The organism is Prevotella aff. ruminicola Tc2-24 (assembly GCF_900110895.1).
Lineage (GTDB): Bacteria > Bacteroidota > Bacteroidia > Bacteroidales > Bacteroidaceae > Prevotella.
Map to the genome: position 1 here is coordinate 177,968 of NZ_FOIQ01000002.1, position 16,704 is coordinate 194,671.

Below are 16,704 nucleotides of genomic sequence, written 5' to 3' on the forward strand. Positions count from 1 at the left end.
CGGAAAGGATGATAATCAACGTTGTAAATTGTTTCAAATATGTATCATCCCTATATTTCAAAGATAGAAAATGCTCTCCGGTCCCATATTAAAGAGCAGGTCGAGAATGGAGAGATTTGGAAGGAAGCCATGCTTCTCCTGCCATACCTGATAATAAGGTTTGAAAGAAGCAGTCATTTCCCCAACAGGCAATGCCTCTGCATCGGTCAGACCACCTTGGACAAATGTTGTCGTATAAGAGACAACCGGATGAATATCGATCAATTCGCACATTTTCTCACGGATGGCCTCATTAAAGTCGAATAGATAGGCCCAACGATTAGGATGGATATTTTCAAAAAAAGGATGGAGATCATCTTCGTAATAGTCAAAGAAGGGTGACTTACCATAAGCGCTCCGCAAGGCATTCCAATGCAGATGACGCCAGTTACCGTGATCACTGATACGGACATCCTTAACGAGACAGTTGCCTGCAGAATGCTCTACAGGCACCGTGAGTGCCTGTACACCATTAGCCGATGCGATGAGACAGCGATTGCGAAGCGTCTGCTTCTGGAAACTCTCCCACCGTTCTATCCACACCTGTTCAGGTTGGCACAGTCGCTGATACCACTGTACTGGCCCGAAGTATGTAGTGGATAATGGCTGTCGGCTATTTGATTCCATCTACAAAACGACCAAGACGATTCCATCGTATACCGCTCAGGCCCCGACGGTCTGGATCGCTCGACCACCAGATGAAGATCGGCTTTCCCACAATATGATCCTCAGGCACAAAGCCCCAATAGCGCGAATCGGCGGAATTGTGGCGATTGTCACCCATCATCCAGTAATAATCAAGCTTAAAGATATAACGTTTTGCCTCCTGTCCGTTAATCAAAATTTTCCCCTCGCGTACCTCAAGGTTATTATTCTCATACACCTTGATGGGTCGCTCATAAATAGGCAGGTTGTCCAGAGTCAGTTCGATGGATTCTCCTTTTTTCGGAATCCAGACGGGTCCGTAATTGTCACGTGTCCAGTGTTTGTTGCCGTTCAGCGGATAGATATCCAGATCGCCCGCCTCTCTATTCAGAGTTATGCTCTCTACGATATCTTTCCGTGCCTGTAAGACCGTGACAGCTTTATTCGTCAGTGGCATATAACCAGCCGTGTTCAAACTCGTCAAATCTTCCATGGAGATACCCAGTTCCTGCATCAAATCGTCGGGAATTCCCTGTCGTAGCTTGACATAGTAGGTGTACTGCACGTTCTCAGGCTCTTTATTAGCTTTCCCGTCGAGATATACAATGCGATCCTTAATCTGGAGTGTTTGTCCAGGCAGTCCCACACAACGCTTCACGTAGTTTTCGCGACGGTCGGCTGGACGTGTAATAATCTCACCATACTCACCCCGGTTATGCCATAACTCGTAACGTCCGGTCTCATAGAGCGTCTCAAAATATCTCATCCGTTCCTCTGCTGTCATAGAGTCAGGGTTAGGACGGTTTGGATAGATCTGGTAGGCGATGCCATAGCACAACTGATAGTAATCTTGCGCCTGCCATTTAGGTGACGAGCAGAGCGTATCGCCGGCAGGGAAATTAAAGACCACGATATCATTCAGTTGCACTTTACCTAAACCTTTTACACGACGGTAGTCCCAATGGGGCCAGTCGAAATAGCTCTTGCACTCCACCACGGGCAAGGTGTGCTGGGTCAGCGGCATCGTCAACGGGGTCTGCGGGATACGGGGTCCGTAGGAGACTTTCGACACAAACAAATAGTCACCCGTCAACAGCGATTTCTCCAAAGAGCTCGATGGTATCACGTAGTTCTGGAAAAAAAACTGATTGATGAAATAAACGGCCACGAGGGCGAACACGAGGTCATCGACCCACGACATGATGAACTTCACGGGCCTCTCAGCTTCCTTCCACCATTGCCACTTGATCTTCTTCGTGATATATACATCAAAGATAAAAGGTACCACGAGAAGTCCCCACCAACTCTTGACCCAACACAAGAAAAGCAGATAAAGTATCAGTACGACAATAAACTTTGCCCACTGTACCTTAGGATTGAATTCTTTCTTTTTTACCATTATCGATAATAATATTCACACAGGTTTGACGCAATGATATTTCGGCAAGTTGCAACCTATTAATATATTAACCTACGTTTCAAAATTTAAACATATCGCTAATCGTTAGCAAACCCTGATGATCCCTTGTATATTCTGCAGCCAAAACTGCTCCGAGAGCAAAGCCTTTACGATTATGAGCATCATGGGTGATAGTTATCAAGTCTGTCTCAGAATCATAACGGACCGTATGGATGCCTGGTACCTCTCCACGGCGGATATGATCCACACGGAGATACTTCTTGTCTGTCGTATCCTCCTTCCACGCCTCCTTACGATCGATATTTTCCACGATTTCATCAGCTAAGGTGATGGCAGTACCACTAGGATGGTCGAGTTTATGCACATGGTGCGTTTCCTCCATCTCTACATCATACTGCGGGAATTGGTTCATAATCTTGGCCAGATAACGGTTTACGGCTGAGAAGATGGCCACACCAATGCTGAAGTTTGAGGCCCAGAAGAGTGTCTTACCATCGCTGCAGGCCTTACGCACCTCATCGCCATGCTCCTTCATCCAACCCGTAGAGCCGCTGACCACCTTGACACCCTTGGCCCATGCTTTCTGATAATTACCATAGGCTGCCTGAGGAGCCGTGAACTCAATAGCCACGTCAGCCGAAGCGAACTCTGGACTATCGAAGTCCTGTTGGTTATCAATGTCAACAATACTCACAATCTCATGACCACGATCAAGGGCTATCTGTTCAATCATCTTACCCATCTTGCCGTAGCCGATCAAAGCTATTTTCATATTCCCATCTAATTAAAACGCTGCAAAGATAGTGCTTTTCGCTTACAAAACATATGAATTACGACATAAAAAAACAAAAACAGCATTAAAATCACATATCTTAAAAGCACCAAGCAGGATTTTTTCGAAAAGTCCTGCTTGGTGTATGGGAGTACAACAAAGAAAGAAGTATGCCGTGACTACACCCTTCCTTTTTCATTTCAGCAGATGATACATCCCCCCGGCAAGAGAGCGCACCACCCCTTTCATCTCTAGTTGGAATAACAGTCCTGTGAGTTGGCCGATGGAGATGCCTGTCTTCACGCTGAGAGTATTCAATTGTAAATCGTTGATTTTCTGTAGAAGGCAAACAATCTGTTGTTCCTCCGGTGATAGGTCCGGAAAGAGATTCCGTTCAATACCATCGACAGTAGCCTGTCGGCAGTGCGCCTCATCCTGCCAATCCATAGCCATGATAAAATCGTCAGCACAGGTAATCAAAGACGCACCATTATCACGAATGAGATTATTACAGCCCTCGGAACACGGTTGACCAATATTACCAGGAAAAGCAAAGACTCCACGGTTGTAGCTCTGCGCAATTTCACAAGTGATCAACCCCCCGCCTTTGGCGGCACTCTCCACAAGGATCGTCGCATCAGCCATACCTGCCACGATACGGTTACGACGGACGAAATTCGGTTTGTCGGCATTGGTTTGCGTCATGAACTCCGTGAGCAAACCACCATAATCACACATCTGTGCAGCAGTCTCCCTATGTCGGTAGGGATAAATCTGATCGAGGCCATGCGCCAATACGCCGATGGTCTCATAGCCACACTCTAATGCCTGACGATGAGCCATGATATCAATGCCATAGGCGAGTCCACTGACAATGAGCACTTGTGGACAATATCGACGCAGGTCGCTGACAAACCGACGAATAAGATCTCGTCCATAGATGGTTGCCTGCCGGGTGCCCACCATGCTGATGATCCGCATCTGGTTTAGGTCTGCACACCCTTTATAATAGAGAACAAGCGGTGCATCCGGACATTCCGTGAGTCGACGCGGGTAATCATCGTCGGCAAGGGTCAAGGCTCGGATGCCGTGCTCCTGGATCCAGGTCATCTCATGCTCCGCACGTCGCATCGGCTCGTCCCAATCTTTCAGTGCCTCTATCAGTCGAGGCGAACAGTCACCCACTACATCACCTATATCATGGCGATGTTCATAAATCTTCAAGGCACTACCAACCATCCGGTAGAGTTCCAGCGCCTGTTGGTAGTTGAAGTTTGTCAGGCGCGTCAACGCCATGGTGTAAAAAATTTCTTCTTCCATTTTTTAGGTTTATTTTCTCTTCAAATATTCATAGCCAAAGCGGCAGCGGAGACAGTCTTTCCTGTCGCAATATGCCTTCTTCAGTTGAATAAGGGCCTGTGAATCACCGGCCGTCTCAACAGGTAATCCTACTTGCTGCCACATCCGAATGATATAATTGTTCTCTGCCTTCAACTGTTCTAAAAAGTCGAAGGCACGATTACAGAGAGCCTTCTTCGAACTATGACGGCCATAGGCGAATAGCATGGGGATGGCGGTATTGATCATCAACAGATTCAGTGATCCATAGGCGAGGTGTTTCTCGTTGCGACTACTGACAGACCCAAAAGTGTAGTGTGTTTCCCAATATGGGGTGACTTGTGAGCTGAGTTGTTCCATCAGTTGTTCGACAGTCTCGCATGTTACGAGTTGCTCCAAACCTGTCTTCTGTTGGTAATAGAGGTTTGCCAACTGGGATAGGCGGATATGCGGGAAGTTTTGAGGGCGAAGCCTGAGGAAGCGCCAGAGACGGAAATCCATTGGCTGCATGGAGAATTTATGAGCCAAATAGAGATACTCATTACGCAGCTTGGAGAAATATCCCTCGTTGAGCGCTTCTTTCTGATAATAGTCGGGGATTGCCTCTAGTTCCAACAGACCTGCCTGTCCCAAAAAGATTGCCTCGATTTGAAAAAGATTATCGCAGTGATGGGCGACGGTGCCGTGTGGAATATGCTGTGCCCACCGCTCAAATACATCTCCATTGATACCAAAGCCGTAGTTCCTAGCCAAGGTCATAAAATAAGCGTCCTCCCATGAGCCGTCACACAGCTCCACACGTTGTCGTATGGCTTCCGTTTTCTGTTCCAAGCGTTCTGTCTGGAGTGCCGCCATCCACGCATGGACAGTCAATCGCGTCAGTTCTGGAATCACCTTGTAACAGGGCGGATAGCTATCGGTCTTCAGCAATTCCGTATAATGTGCCTTGACGACATCGGGAACGTCGAGTTGCATCTGTCGGACAAACTCCCCATGGGTGTTCATCACCTCCGCGTCAAGCACCCCCGCCACATGTAGAATAACATTATCGTAACGTTGATCCTTGTCGTGACCATGGACATACCAGTCGGACGACTTATCGTGGATCTCCACATTTCCCACCCATAGTGTCCGTCCTATCCTCACCTTCGCATTAAAAAAATCTGGGCCTGCGTTATGGTTGTGCAGTCCAGGGTCAATTACTTCGACGGTCTGACCGTCGCTTGTCAACAGTTCCTTCAACGGGAACAGCCTATGATTCCACACATAATGAAGCAGTTGTTCCATAGTGTCAATTTAAGATTTGTAATTAGTTGTGCAAAGATAACAAATGGAATCCGAATCTCCAAGAAAAAACGAAAAATTTGATTGTTTTACATTAATTTCATTCTTATCTGTCTAAAGCCATAAATATTTTTGTATCTTTGCAACCAAGATGAAGATTGGAAATGTGGAATTTGGTCCTCGCCCAGTGTTCTTGGCTCCTATGGAGGACGTGACGGATATCGGTTTCCGACTGTTGTGCAAGCGGTTTGGGGCTTCCATGGTATATACGGAGTTCGTGAGTGCCGAGGCACTAATCCGCGACGTAAAATCGACCATTCAGAAATTGACTATCAGTGACGAAGAACGCCCCGTAGGTATCCAAATCTACGGTCGAGATGTCGACGCCATGGTAGAAGCCGCCCAAATCGTGGAACAGGCAGGTCCCAATGTGATTGACCTGAATTTCGGTTGTCCGGTAAAGAAAGTCGCAGGCAAGGGTGCTGGGGCAGGAATGCTACAGAATATTCCGAAAATGTTGGAGATTACCCGGAAGGTGGTGGATGCCGTGAAGTTGCCCGTGACAGTGAAGACTCGGCTAGGTTGGAATCATGAACAACTGATTATCACCGAACTAGCGGAACAACTGCAGGACTGCGGTATCCAAGCGCTGACCATCCATGGTCGCACACGTTCACAAATGTATACGGGCAGTGCCGACTGGACCCTTATCGGATCCGTGAAGCGCAACCCTAGAATTCATATTCCCATTATCGGCAATGGTGATATCACCTCACCACAAGAAGCACAGAAAGCTTTTGAGGACTTTGGTGTCGATGCCATCATGATTGGCAGGGCTACTTTTGGACGCCCTTGGATCTTCAAAGAGGTACGCGACGTATTGGACAACTGCAACACCATTCCCCTTGACTTCAACCAAAAACTCGACATTCTGGAAGAATTGTTGCACATTAACGTTGAGCGTATCGACGAGAAGCGCGGCATCCTTCACACTAGAAGACATCTAGCCGCCACGCCAATCTTCAAAGGTATTCCTGACTTCCGACAGACACGTATCGCCATGTTACGCGCAGAAACGACCGACGAGTTGCTGCAGATACTTGAAGACACGAGAACCCTTCTCGGGTCAACATTATAAACCCTAAAAATGTATTATCACATGAAGAAAATTAGTTTGAAAGTAATGGCATGCCTCATGGCTGGTAGTCTTCTATCCAGTTCATGCATCGGCTCTTTCAGTTTATTCAACAAGTACGCCCACTGGCAAAAAACCATGACTAGCAACAAGTATGTGAACGCAATTGTAGGTTTCTTCCTGATGCCTATCGTAGGCGGTATCACATTATTTGTCGATGCCGTTGTCCTCAACACGATCGAGTTCTGGAGCGGTGACAACCCCATGGCCTCAAACATTGGTAAGACCCGGAATGTACTTGGTGAAGACGGCAAGTTCTATGCTGTAAAGACCTTGAAGAACGGCTATGAGGTGACGGCTCCTGATGGAGAGGTGACCCTGCTGACCTATGACAAGGCTTCCAACAGTTGGGCAATCTCCCAAAATGGCGTCACAAAAGAGTTGTTCCGCTTCAACGCCGATGGTCAGAGTATCAGTATAGACGTGAACGGGGAACAAAAGAACTTCACGCTGAATAAACAAGGTGTTTTCGAAGCACAGATGACCGCTAACGATGGTCTGTTCTTTGCTCAGCGCTAAGCGTCAAAACCAGTTCATCAATGAACTCAAAAAGGCAGTCAATTCGGCTGCCATTTTTTGATGCTGCAAGAGGCTTGGATGCCAATCGCTACCATAGCCGAGGTCACCCGTCTGCGGGGTGAAATCAAAGCGGTACAATTGCATGTCACCACTCTTTCGCGCCTCGACTGTCACCTCATCAAGTAGCTGGCGAGCAATCTCCAATTCCTTCCCGTCAAGCATAGAACCGCAAAGGAACACAATCTTAGCCTTAGGATTATGTTGTCGAACCTTTGTAAGTAGCCTATGGTAGCCCTGCTTCAGCAGCGTTGTGTCATAGTTATTAGTCGAGAGATCATTGGTACCGAGATTGATGCATATCACATCAGGACGGTAACGGGAAAAATCCCATCTTTCCCCATCAATGCCACCGTTCTTCCGTAAATCTGACTTCAACGCATAGCCGGTATACTCATACTGTACTGGCATATTTGAATCGGGCGTGCCTGCTCTTGGACCACCATAATTCCGATAGGCTCCGATACCGCTACGTGCCACCACCCAATGTTGCGCGTCAAGAGTTCGCGCCGTCAAAGAAGCATATGAATAATAATGATTCTCTGTTTCATACTCGAAATGTTCACGCTCACTCTCTCCCTCAATACCATAACCACAAGTAATTGAATTACCGATGAATTCTATCTTTCTTTCCGGTAGAGCCGGTGCCTTGAGAAGGCGGCATCCCGGATCAATCACAAAGCCCCAAAACTCAGGGTAGAGTTCGTAGCCTTCGATGGCATACATCAAACGGACGGTATGTTGAGCATTGGGCAGTGCCGTTGCCAGCGTCACTACTGAGTCTTTCTTACCCATGAACGAGACCTTGAACGGTTCCGCCTGATCGATCTGTGCCATAAAATAGCCACTGCCCGGCTTTGCCTTCATCTTCAACGACGTACCTTCAAAGGATGCCGTGATCTGAATACCAGGATAGTTGAATGCTGGACGCTCCGGATTAGCAAAACATATACGCCCCACATACTGGATATGTGGGTCAGCAGGACTCACGACTGTTTCCTGAAGAGAAGCCGTCGTAGCAATGACGCCCTGGCAGACAATAGTCAGCAGCGCCACGAATAATTGTTTTCTCATCTTTTGTATGTTTTATTAGTAATGGCTACAGTTAGGGACATGTGTATTGCGTCTGCAAATATACAAATTATAATCTTAAATCTGCATGATTCTGAAGAAGAACTTAAAAATCAGTTCGAAAAGGATTCTTTCTATCGAAAAAGCAAAGAAAAAAACGTTTTTTCTTTGCTTTTCAATCACTTCTTCGTATCTTTGCCGCCAAAGAACCATATTATTAATATTATGACAGTACTAATTATTATCATCGTTTTGGCGGTTATCGTCATTGGTTATTTTATCTCTACCCAGCGCACGCTGGTTGGTCTTGATGAATTGTGCAAAAATGCCCTCAGTCAGATTGAGGTACAACTTAACTCCCGTTTCGACGCGGTGATTGCTCTGGCAAAGACGGCAGCACAGTATGCTAAGCATGAATCGGAAACCATTATCCAAGCTGTTCAAGCCCGTGGCGGTAATAGTGGAGCAACTGCCAACACACCTGCCACTATCAACGAACAGGCCAACTTGCTCGGAGAAATGATGGGTAAGTTGAATGTGGTATTTGAACGCTATCCAGAACTGAAAGCCAGTGACCTCTACAACGAGGCTCAGCAAGGCATGAAGCAATATGAGGAGAATGTACGTATGTCACGCATGATCTACAACGACACAGCCACAAAGATGAACCGCATGGTGCGCCAGTGGCCGTCTAGTATCGTCGCCTCCATGCTTCATTTCGACCAGAAAGAATACCTGAAAGTCGACGAAGAGCAAAAGAAGAGCTATCCTAATCTCGATGAAGCATTTAAGAAGTAAAAGAATAAAAAGGTAAAAACGTAAAGACGAAAATGAATTTCTCTCCATTATTTAAAAAGGTAATTATTGTTTTACCCTTTTACCTTTTTACCTTTTTTTCTTTAAGCGCCCGCCCTCAGCTTCACGACCTGAGCATCTGCGTGATACTGAGCAAGAACGGTGATGCCCATATCACCGAGACCCGCCAAATGAGCATCGAGTCTGAGGGGACTGAGTGTTATATCATTGTCGGTCATCTGAACGGCAGTGAGATACGTGATCTGCAGGTAACTGACGAGACCGGAGCAAAATACACTAATATAGGTGACTGGGATACCGAACAAAGCCGTAGTTGGAAAGCCGGGAAATGCGGTATTGTCACTAAACACGACGGTTACGAACTTTGTTGGGGACTCGGTGAGAGCGGCAGTCGTACCTATACGACGAGCTACACCGTCAGCCAACTGTTGAGAGGCTTCAGCGATGCCGACGGGTTTAATTATACGTTCGTGGCACAGGGAATATCACCCTACCCCAACCATGTTAAGTTGATTATACAAGCAGAAAACGGCCTGTCTTTCAGTGCCGAGAACGCAGGCATCTGGGGCTTCCGTTATCAAGGCGAAGTGCGTTTCGACAATAACCAAATCGTGGCAGAGACCAGTGAGCCATTCGGCAGTAATAGTGCAATGATTGTCATGGCACGTTTCAACAAAGGACTGTTCGAACCTGCCATCGTTAACGACGGCAGTTTTGAAGAGCTCAAGGAGCGTGCCTTCGAGGGTAGTGATTATAACAGTGATGACGAGTGGACGATGGAAGACACCATTATCTTTGTCGTCTTTGTCCTTAGTTTCTTGGTTGTGCCTATCCTCGGCGGTCTTTGGTACCTCTTTTATGTTTGGCGCGCACGCAAAAAAGCATTCAAGGATCTACTCTGGTATCGCGATATCCCCTTGAAGGGGAACCTCCAGCAAGCTAACGATATGCTGAACGCTTACCGGTATTTCGGTACCGACTACAACAACCTGCTTTCAGCCTGCATCCTGAAGCTTATCAACATGGGCGCCATCAGTATCGAACAGAGTCTGAATGCCAAAGGAAAGAGCGTTCAGAATTTCGTCATTCACGAGTTGAAGCACTACGACCAGCAACCACTCCTACTGCGGAAGGTACACCAAATCTTCAAGATGGCGGCAGGCAAAGACACAGTCCTCGAGCCGAGAGAGTTGAAATCGTTCATGAAAAGCAGCTATAACGAGAGCCTCACCGACTCGTTTATCAATACCCTGCATACGAAGACAAATATCAGAGCCTATAAAAAGCGATCTGACGAAGTACGACAAGTATTCGGACTGAAGAAATTCCTCAAGGAATTCTCACTGCTTGACGAGCGCCATGTGCAAGAGGTATCGCTATGGAAAGACTATATGATATTTGCTACGCTCTTCGGCATTGCCGACCAGGTAATCAAAGACATGAAGAAGATCAACCCTGAATACTTCAATATGGATCAGGTGGCTGGTCAGATGGCCGACGACATGACCCTACCATTGATCTACTCAACGATGCACTCCAGTACCACCCGTGCTGCCATGAGCAAGGCCGAACGGGAGGCCCGCGCCGCGGGAGGCGGTGGTCATGCCTCATGGGGCGGAGGCGGAGGCTCTTCCGGAGGAGGTTTCGGTGGAGGCATCAGATAAACGAAGAAGTGTCAGACAGTCAGTCTGGCATTTTTCGTTCATCCCATTTCTGGAAAAGACCTGCCAGAATGGTACCGCTGACGCTATGCCAAGCACAAGAAATGGCACAGGGCAGGATGGAGAGTGGCTGTACAGCAAAGAACGTGCTGGCCAGTACCGTGGCAAGGCCAGCATTCTGCATGCCAACCTCAATGGAGATTGTCCGTTTCTTGGCTGTATTGAACTTGGCCAGGTAGCCCGAGGTCCATCCCAACAGATAACCCAATGAGTTATGGCAGAACACCACAGCAAAGGTCCATATAAAAAGTAACAGTCCGCGGGCAATCAAGGCATCGTGAACCGTAGAGATGACACCGCCGACGATACAGGCAAGACAGATAACACTCACCCCGGGCATTAGTGACTGGACGGTCGGGAAACTCTTCCGATGAGAATAGGTATAGTTCAGGAAGCAACCGATTCCAACGGGAATAATCGTCACAATTAAGATATTCAAGAACATCCCAATGGCATCAATTTCAATGATTGCTCCGGCTGTCAGCTCCATCAATAAAGGGGTCATTACCGGCGCTAATAATGTAGAGGCACAAGTCATACCTACCGAGAAAGCCACATCGCCATGACAGAGATACGACATAATATTACTCGACACCCCACCCGGACAGCAACCTACAAGTAGAATACCTAATGCTAGCGCCGGTTCCAGACGGAATACGCGCACCAACAACCATGCCACACAAGGCATAATCAGGAATTGTGCACAGGCACCGACAAGGATATCCAACGGGCGCCGGGCAAGTATCCTAAAGTCGTCGGTGGTCAGTGTCAAACCCATCGTCAGCATAATCATACCGAGGATTATCGTCTGGGTATTCCCTCTCACCCATCCAAACACACCCGGTATCAAAAAGGTGAATACAGCTACTGCAATTATGAAGAAAGAGGCATTGGAAGCCAGCCAACGACTTGTCTGCTGTAAAATCTTAAGCATATCATTCTGTATTAATTCATTTCAATAGGCAAAATTAGGAAAAGTCGGAAACATGACAAAAGAAAAGAATCTCTTTTTTGTTGAGGCAGCGTGATTTTGGCGAATCGGGAAAGTCTTTGTACATGGTATTTGTGAGCTGTATGGCATAAAGGTTATTATTTGGCGCGGTCAACCTAAAATTGTGATAACACATCCGCAAAAAACACAAGTAAAATAACATGGTTTGCGGATTATTTTGTACTTTTGCAAGCGATAGCAAGTGATTCATATGATGGACGAGGATTTTGACATACGCGAAGAACGGTTCTCCCAAGGCGAGAAAGACTTCGAGAACGCGCTGCGCCCTCTAAGTTTCTCTGACTTCAGTGGCCAGAAAAAGGTCGTGGAGAATCTGGAAGTGTTTGTCGAGGCCGCCAAATACCGTGGCGAACCCCTTGACCATACCTTGCTGCACGGCCCTCCCGGATTGGGCAAGACCACCCTCAGCAACATCATCGCCAACGAGTTAGGTGTGGGCTTCAAGATTACATCTGGTCCAGTATTGGACAAGCCAGGTGATCTCGCTGGAATTCTCACCTCTCTGGAGAAGAATGACGTACTCTTCATTGATGAGATCCACCGTTTGTCACCCGTCGTAGAGGAATACCTTTATTCAGCCATGGAGGACTACCGCATTGATATCATGATCGACAAGGGACCGTCAGCTCGTTCGATTCAGATAGATCTAAACCCTTTCACACTCGTTGGCGCCACGACTCGTAGTGGTCTGCTGACAGCTCCTCTCCGTGCCCGTTTCGGCATCAATATGCACTTGGAGTATTACGACCCAGAAACCCTACAAGCAATTATCGAACGCTCGGCTAGTATCCTTGGTGTACCCATTACAGAAGATGCGGCCCTAGAGATCGCAGGTCGCAGTCGTGGTACGCCCCGTATCGCTAACGCTCTGTTGCGCCGTGTACGGGACTTCGCCCAAGTAAAAGGAAACGGAAAGATTGACACGAAGATCTCGAAGGTGGCTCTGACGGCCTTGAATATCGACCAATACGGTCTCGATGAAATCGACAATAAGATTCTGCTTACTATCATCGATAAATTCCGTGGCGGCCCCGTCGGCATCACGACGATTGCTACAGCCATCGGTGAAGATGCAGGTACTGTCGAGGAAGTGTATGAACCATTCCTCATCATGGAAGGTTTCATCAAACGTACTCCGCGGGGGCGTATGGTGACAGAATTAGCTTACCGCCATTTCGGGCGTAATCCTTATGGTGGAAACATTATGGAACCCAATTTGTTTGAATAATTAATCGTTGACAGTGATGAAAATAGGAGTATTTGTCGGGAGTTTCGACCCGTTTACGATTGGTCACGATTCTATCGTGCGTCGGGCTTTACCGCTATTCGACCGTCTGGTCATCGGTGTGGTGGGCGACAACGTGCACAAGCCCAGTATGCGGGCAGCAGAAGAACGGATGAAGGTCATTCAAGATCTCTATGCCGACGACCAGCGTGTAGTAGTAAAGCCGTTCCACGGTCTGGCCATGGACTTTGCTAAGGCCGAAAATGCCCGTTTCATCGTGAAAGGTGTCCGTACCGTCAGCGATTTCGAGTATGAGCAGTGGCAGGCAGACTTCAACCGTAAGTTGGGAGGTATTGAGACTATTCTTCTCTATACAGAACCCGAGTTGTCCAGTGTTTCGTCAAGTGCTCTCCGAGAGTTGTCACACTTTGGTGTGGACATTAGTTCCTACCTGCCAAAGAAATAGTTTTTCACCATATTAGAATTGTACTGATATGATTACGTATAGTACTGAAGGGGTGAAGTTCCCCAATATCAAAAAACGTGAAACATCCGCATGGATTCGTCGGGTAGCAGAGTCGTATGGAAAAAAAGTCGGTGAAATCGGCTATTTATTTGTCGATGATGAGAAGATTCTAGAGGTGAACAATGAATACCTCGGTCACGACTACTACACCGACATCATCACCTTCGACTACACCGAGGGGGATACACTAAACGGTGATTTAGTCATCTCACTCGATACAGTCTTCACCAATGCCAATAAGTTTAACAAGTCCTATGATGAAGAGTTACATCGAGTGATTATTCATGGAATTCTTCACCTCTGTGGCCTTAATGACAAGGGGCCCGGCGAACGAGAAATCATGGAGGCTGCAGAAGATAAAGCGTTGGACATGCAATAAGAAATATCCCCCACAATCGTGGGGGATATTTTTCTTCTTAGGATTTATTTGACAACGAAATCGATACTCTGCAGATCCTTGTCGAGCGACGAGGTGCCATAGAGTATCTGATAACGACCAGCACGGGTGGACAGTTCGTCAATACTCTCATCATAGTACTCGAAAGCCTCACCGTCGAGCGAAATTGTTGCAGCTTTCGTCTCACCAGCCTTCAAGGACAGTTTCTGGAAACCCTTCAGAGCCTTGATGGGTGCGCCAGCATCATCGAGTGCCTTCACATAGACTTGAAGGGTCTCCGTACCCTCACGTTTACCCGTATTGGTAACGGGTACTGTCAACGTCACCTGACCGTTCTTCTTCATCGCTTTCTTCGACAGTTTTCCTTGTCCAACAACAAAGGTGGTATAGCTTAGGCCATATCCAAAGGCATACTGAGGCACACCTGTAAAGTAACGATAGGTTCGGTTTTTCATCGAGTAATCAAGGAAATCTGGAAGATCGCTATTTGAGCGATAGAACGTAACGGGCAGTTTACCGCCAGGGTTATAGTCGCCAAAGAGAATCTCAGCCAGAGCTTTCGCTCCACCCTGACCAGCATACCAGGCCTGCAACAGGGCATCGTACTCGCCTTCGACACTACCAAAGGCAATGGCAGAACCAGAGCAATTCACGAAGATTACCGGACGCCCCGTCTGATGCATTGCCTTCATGAGCATCTGTTGTACCTTTGGCAATTCTATATCCTGCTTGTCGCCGCCTTCACCCTCCATCTGAGCAGAGATACCTCCGATGATGATGATCGCATCAGCATCTTTCACCTCATTGGCCAGAGCCGTGAAGTCTACAAGGTTACGCTCGCAGATATCACCACGCAGCATCGCAAACTGCCCATTACCATGACGATATTCAATCACGATATCATAGGTCTTACCCTCTTCCACAGGGAAAGACTTGTATTCAGTGCGACGGCCGAAGAAGCCGCGGAAGCCAGCCGGTTTTGCATCTTCTATAACCTCGTCATTCACCTTCAGCAAATACCCATTGTCTGTCATCAGCGTGTATTTCATCTCACCTGTAAAGGTAGCAGTATAACGACCACTGACACGTACAGAGAGCGTGTCGCGATTGACTCCCTGCGCAAATCCCCAGGCGCCGAACGTCGAGAAGTTCAACTCATTGTAGTAATCGATCTTGGCAGGTTGCCCACTCAGATCTTTATTATTATAGAACTCTACAAGAGCGCCCTTTCCATCATTAAAATCCTGCAGATGGTGGATAGTTTCATACTCATCGTTTAGTTCACAAGCTTTCTGATAGATAACCTTGGCATCAGGAACAGCCGCCTTGATGCCAGCCAAGAGAGACTGCTTATGATTCTCAGTAGGTGTCCCACCATAGTTACCGTTTAATAGTTCTACATCATCGGCATTGGGACCTACTACGGCAATGGTCTTAATACCCTTCGACAGCGGTAGCACAGCACCCTTGTTCTCCAACAATACCATCGACTCACGAGCAGCTTGAACAGCCATATCATGATTTGTCTCACTGCTGATAATCTCAGGACCTAGTCGTGCCCAAGGCAGTCTGTCGGCAGGATCGAACATGCCGAGTTCAAAACGGCCTTTCAGTGTCTTACGCAGATGTTCGTCTAGATCACTCTCTTTGACAAGACCCTTCTTTAGGCCTTCCGTAAGCGACATAAAGACCTTACCACACTCCAGGTCCGTACCATTCAGCACGGCATCGACAGAGGCAGACAATGGGTCCTTGTGAGTCTCGTGCTGACCACGGTTATAGAAATTGTTAATGGCATCGCAATCGGTAACGACGATACCATCATAGCCCCACTTATTACGCAAGATATCTATCAACAGACGGTCACTCGTACAACAGGGTTTCCCCTCAAAACGCTGATAGGCACACATCACCTCACGCACATTTCCCTTCTTCACCAGAGCCTTAAATGCAGGCAGATAGGTTTCCCAAAGGTCACGGTTCGTAGGTTCCACGTTCATCGAGTGTCTGAGTGGTTCCGGACCACTGTGTACAGCATAATGTTTGGCACAAGCATGAGTCTTGAAATAATATGGATCATTACCTTGCATTCCCAGTACGGTCTGTACACCGAAAACGGCATTCAGATAAGGGTCCTCACCACAGGTCTCCTGACCACGTCCCCACCGCGGATCACGGAAGATATTCACATTTGGACACCAATAGGTCAGCTCAGGATTCCCCGGATAGTATGTGACCCCCATCGGTACGTTAAAGATGTTGTGATCGGAACGGTTCCAATTAGCACGAGCCTCATCACTCACCTGCGAGAACACATCATAGAACAGTTGTGCATTAAAGGCTGCCGCCATTCCGATAGGTTGCGGATAAACGGTGTAACCACCTTGGCGCACACCATGGCAGGCCTCATTCCACCAGTTGTACGACGGGATACCAAGTCGGTCGACAGAGACAGACTTATTCATCATCAGTCCAACCTTCTCCTCAGGGGTCAACATCTGCAATAAACTCTCCACACGCTGTTCAATTGGCACGTCTGGGTTCTGCCACGGATATTTCGTCTGGGCATAAACATGGGATAGCGGCAAGCAACTAGATGCCAGTCCCATCCACATAACAAAAGTAATGATTCTTTTTTTACTCATAAGTTAGATAATAAATGATTTG

Annotated in this window: 15 protein-coding genes; 7 read left to right on the forward strand and 8 right to left on the reverse strand. The window is 47.4% G+C overall.

The annotated features are described in order from the left end of the window. Positions 1-57: 57 nt before the first annotated feature. From BMY63_RS05030 to BMY63_RS05050, 5 genes are all read right to left on the reverse strand, one after another. The gene (locus BMY63_RS05030) at positions 58-666 is read right to left on the reverse strand and encodes a WbqC family protein (RefSeq protein ID WP_091915144.1); all 609 of its coding nucleotides are present in this window, start codon (positions 664-666) and stop codon (positions 58-60) included. Next, positions 653-2,083, reverse strand: coding sequence for a signal peptidase I (gene lepB, locus BMY63_RS05035; RefSeq protein ID WP_091900339.1), 1,431 nt, complete (start codon positions 2,081-2,083; stop codon positions 653-655). Before lepB ends, BMY63_RS05030 begins: the two co-directional genes overlap by 14 nt. Before the next feature lie 79 nt (positions 2,084-2,162). Then, on the reverse strand, positions 2,163-2,876 hold the full coding sequence (dapB, locus tag BMY63_RS05040) for a 4-hydroxy-tetrahydrodipicolinate reductase (protein ID WP_091915146.1): 714 nt from the start codon (positions 2,874-2,876) through the stop codon (positions 2,163-2,165). A 195-nt stretch (positions 2,877-3,071) separates the two neighbouring features. Continuing rightward, positions 3,072-4,196, reverse strand: coding sequence for a DNA-processing protein DprA (dprA, locus tag BMY63_RS05045; protein ID WP_091915148.1), 1,125 nt, complete (start codon positions 4,194-4,196; stop codon positions 3,072-3,074). A gap of 9 nt (positions 4,197-4,205) precedes the next feature. Continuing rightward, entirely contained in the window at positions 4,206-5,501 is a 1,296-nt protein-coding gene (locus BMY63_RS05050; RefSeq protein WP_091900336.1) for a DUF2851 family protein, read from the reverse strand. A 148-nt stretch (positions 5,502-5,649) separates the two neighbouring features. Between BMY63_RS05050 and dusB the strand changes: the two genes are divergently transcribed. Together dusB and BMY63_RS05060 are read left to right on the forward strand one after the other, a co-directional pair. Next, complete coding sequence (dusB, locus tag BMY63_RS05055; protein WP_091900335.1) at positions 5,650-6,636, forward strand: tRNA dihydrouridine synthase DusB; 987 nt, start codon at positions 5,650-5,652, stop codon at positions 6,634-6,636. Positions 6,637-6,657: 21 nt separating this feature from the next. Further along, entirely contained in the window at positions 6,658-7,212 is a 555-nt protein-coding gene (locus BMY63_RS05060) for a DUF3332 domain-containing protein (RefSeq protein WP_091900334.1), read from the forward strand. Positions 7,213-7,215: 3 nt separating this feature from the next. On the opposite strand, the gene BMY63_RS05065 is transcribed toward BMY63_RS05060, so the two are convergent. Continuing rightward, positions 7,216-8,343 (reverse strand): SGNH/GDSL hydrolase family protein, encoded by a 1,128-nt coding sequence (locus tag BMY63_RS05065; protein WP_091915150.1) that lies wholly within the window; start codon positions 8,341-8,343, stop codon positions 7,216-7,218. Positions 8,344-8,565: 222 nt separating this feature from the next. On the opposite strand from BMY63_RS05065, the gene BMY63_RS05070 reads away from it, so the two are divergent. Next, positions 8,566-9,138: a LemA family protein gene (locus tag BMY63_RS05070; RefSeq protein WP_177178384.1), complete on the forward strand. Its 573-nt coding sequence runs from the start codon at positions 8,566-8,568 to the stop codon at positions 9,136-9,138. A gap of 140 nt (positions 9,139-9,278) precedes the next feature. Continuing rightward, entirely contained in the window at positions 9,279-10,820 is a 1,542-nt protein-coding gene (locus BMY63_RS05075; RefSeq protein WP_177178385.1) for a DUF2207 family protein, read from the forward strand. A gap of 19 nt (positions 10,821-10,839) precedes the next feature. Here BMY63_RS05075 and BMY63_RS05080 read toward each other — a convergent pair whose 3' ends face one another. Further along, positions 10,840-11,811, reverse strand: coding sequence for a bile acid:sodium symporter family protein (locus BMY63_RS05080; RefSeq protein ID WP_091900330.1), 972 nt, complete (start codon positions 11,809-11,811; stop codon positions 10,840-10,842). A gap of 271 nt (positions 11,812-12,082) precedes the next feature. On the opposite strand from BMY63_RS05080, the gene ruvB reads away from it, so the two are divergent. Genes ruvB through ybeY form a run of 3 tightly spaced genes read left to right on the forward strand, consistent with a single transcriptional unit; the run spans position 12,083 to position 14,019 of the window. Next, complete coding sequence (ruvB, locus tag BMY63_RS05085) at positions 12,083-13,117, forward strand: Holliday junction branch migration DNA helicase RuvB (RefSeq protein WP_091900413.1); 1,035 nt, start codon at positions 12,083-12,085, stop codon at positions 13,115-13,117. Between the two features lie 16 nt (positions 13,118-13,133). After that, a complete protein-coding gene (coaD, locus tag BMY63_RS05090) occupies positions 13,134-13,580 on the forward strand; it encodes a pantetheine-phosphate adenylyltransferase (protein ID WP_091900329.1) in 447 nt (148 codons plus the stop codon). A 28-nt stretch (positions 13,581-13,608) separates the two neighbouring features. After that, a complete protein-coding gene (gene ybeY, locus BMY63_RS05095; RefSeq protein ID WP_091900328.1) occupies positions 13,609-14,019 on the forward strand; it encodes an rRNA maturation RNase YbeY in 411 nt (136 codons plus the stop codon). Between the two features lie 44 nt (positions 14,020-14,063). Here the strand turns inward: ybeY and BMY63_RS05100 are convergent, their stop codons facing one another. Continuing rightward, positions 14,064-16,682, reverse strand: coding sequence for a glycoside hydrolase family 3 C-terminal domain-containing protein (locus BMY63_RS05100; RefSeq protein WP_091915165.1), 2,619 nt, complete (start codon positions 16,680-16,682; stop codon positions 14,064-14,066). Between the last annotated feature and the right edge of the window lie 22 nt (positions 16,683-16,704).

Excerpts from the sequence above, each read along its gene's own strand:
- BMY63_RS05030 (WP_091915144.1), bottom strand. The coding sequence starts at position 666 with ATGGAATCAAATAGCCGACAGCCATTATCCACTACATACTTCGGGCCA.
- lepB (WP_091900339.1), bottom strand. The coding sequence starts at position 2,083 with ATGGTAAAAAAGAAAGAATTCAATCCTAAGGTACAGTGGGCAAAGTTT.
- dapB (WP_091915146.1), bottom strand. The coding sequence starts at position 2,876 with ATGAAAATAGCTTTGATCGGCTACGGCAAGATGGGTAAGATGATTGAA.
- dprA (WP_091915148.1), bottom strand. The coding sequence starts at position 4,196 with ATGGAAGAAGAAATTTTTTACACCATGGCGTTGACGCGCCTGACAAAC.
- BMY63_RS05050 (WP_091900336.1), bottom strand. The coding sequence starts at position 5,501 with ATGGAACAACTGCTTCATTATGTGTGGAATCATAGGCTGTTCCCGTTG.
- dusB (WP_091900335.1), top strand. The coding sequence starts at position 5,650 with ATGAAGATTGGAAATGTGGAATTTGGTCCTCGCCCAGTGTTCTTGGCT.
- BMY63_RS05060 (WP_091900334.1), top strand. The coding sequence starts at position 6,658 with ATGAAGAAAATTAGTTTGAAAGTAATGGCATGCCTCATGGCTGGTAGT.
- BMY63_RS05065 (WP_091915150.1), bottom strand. The coding sequence starts at position 8,343 with ATGAGAAAACAATTATTCGTGGCGCTGCTGACTATTGTCTGCCAGGGC.
- BMY63_RS05070 (WP_177178384.1), top strand. The coding sequence starts at position 8,566 with ATGACAGTACTAATTATTATCATCGTTTTGGCGGTTATCGTCATTGGT.
- BMY63_RS05080 (WP_091900330.1), bottom strand. The coding sequence starts at position 11,811 with ATGCTTAAGATTTTACAGCAGACAAGTCGTTGGCTGGCTTCCAATGCC.
- ruvB (WP_091900413.1), top strand. The coding sequence starts at position 12,083 with ATGGACGAGGATTTTGACATACGCGAAGAACGGTTCTCCCAAGGCGAG.
- coaD (WP_091900329.1), top strand. The coding sequence starts at position 13,134 with ATGAAAATAGGAGTATTTGTCGGGAGTTTCGACCCGTTTACGATTGGT.
- ybeY (WP_091900328.1), top strand. The coding sequence starts at position 13,609 with ATGATTACGTATAGTACTGAAGGGGTGAAGTTCCCCAATATCAAAAAA.
- BMY63_RS05100 (WP_091915165.1), bottom strand. The coding sequence starts at position 16,682 with ATGAGTAAAAAAAGAATCATTACTTTTGTTATGTGGATGGGACTGGCA.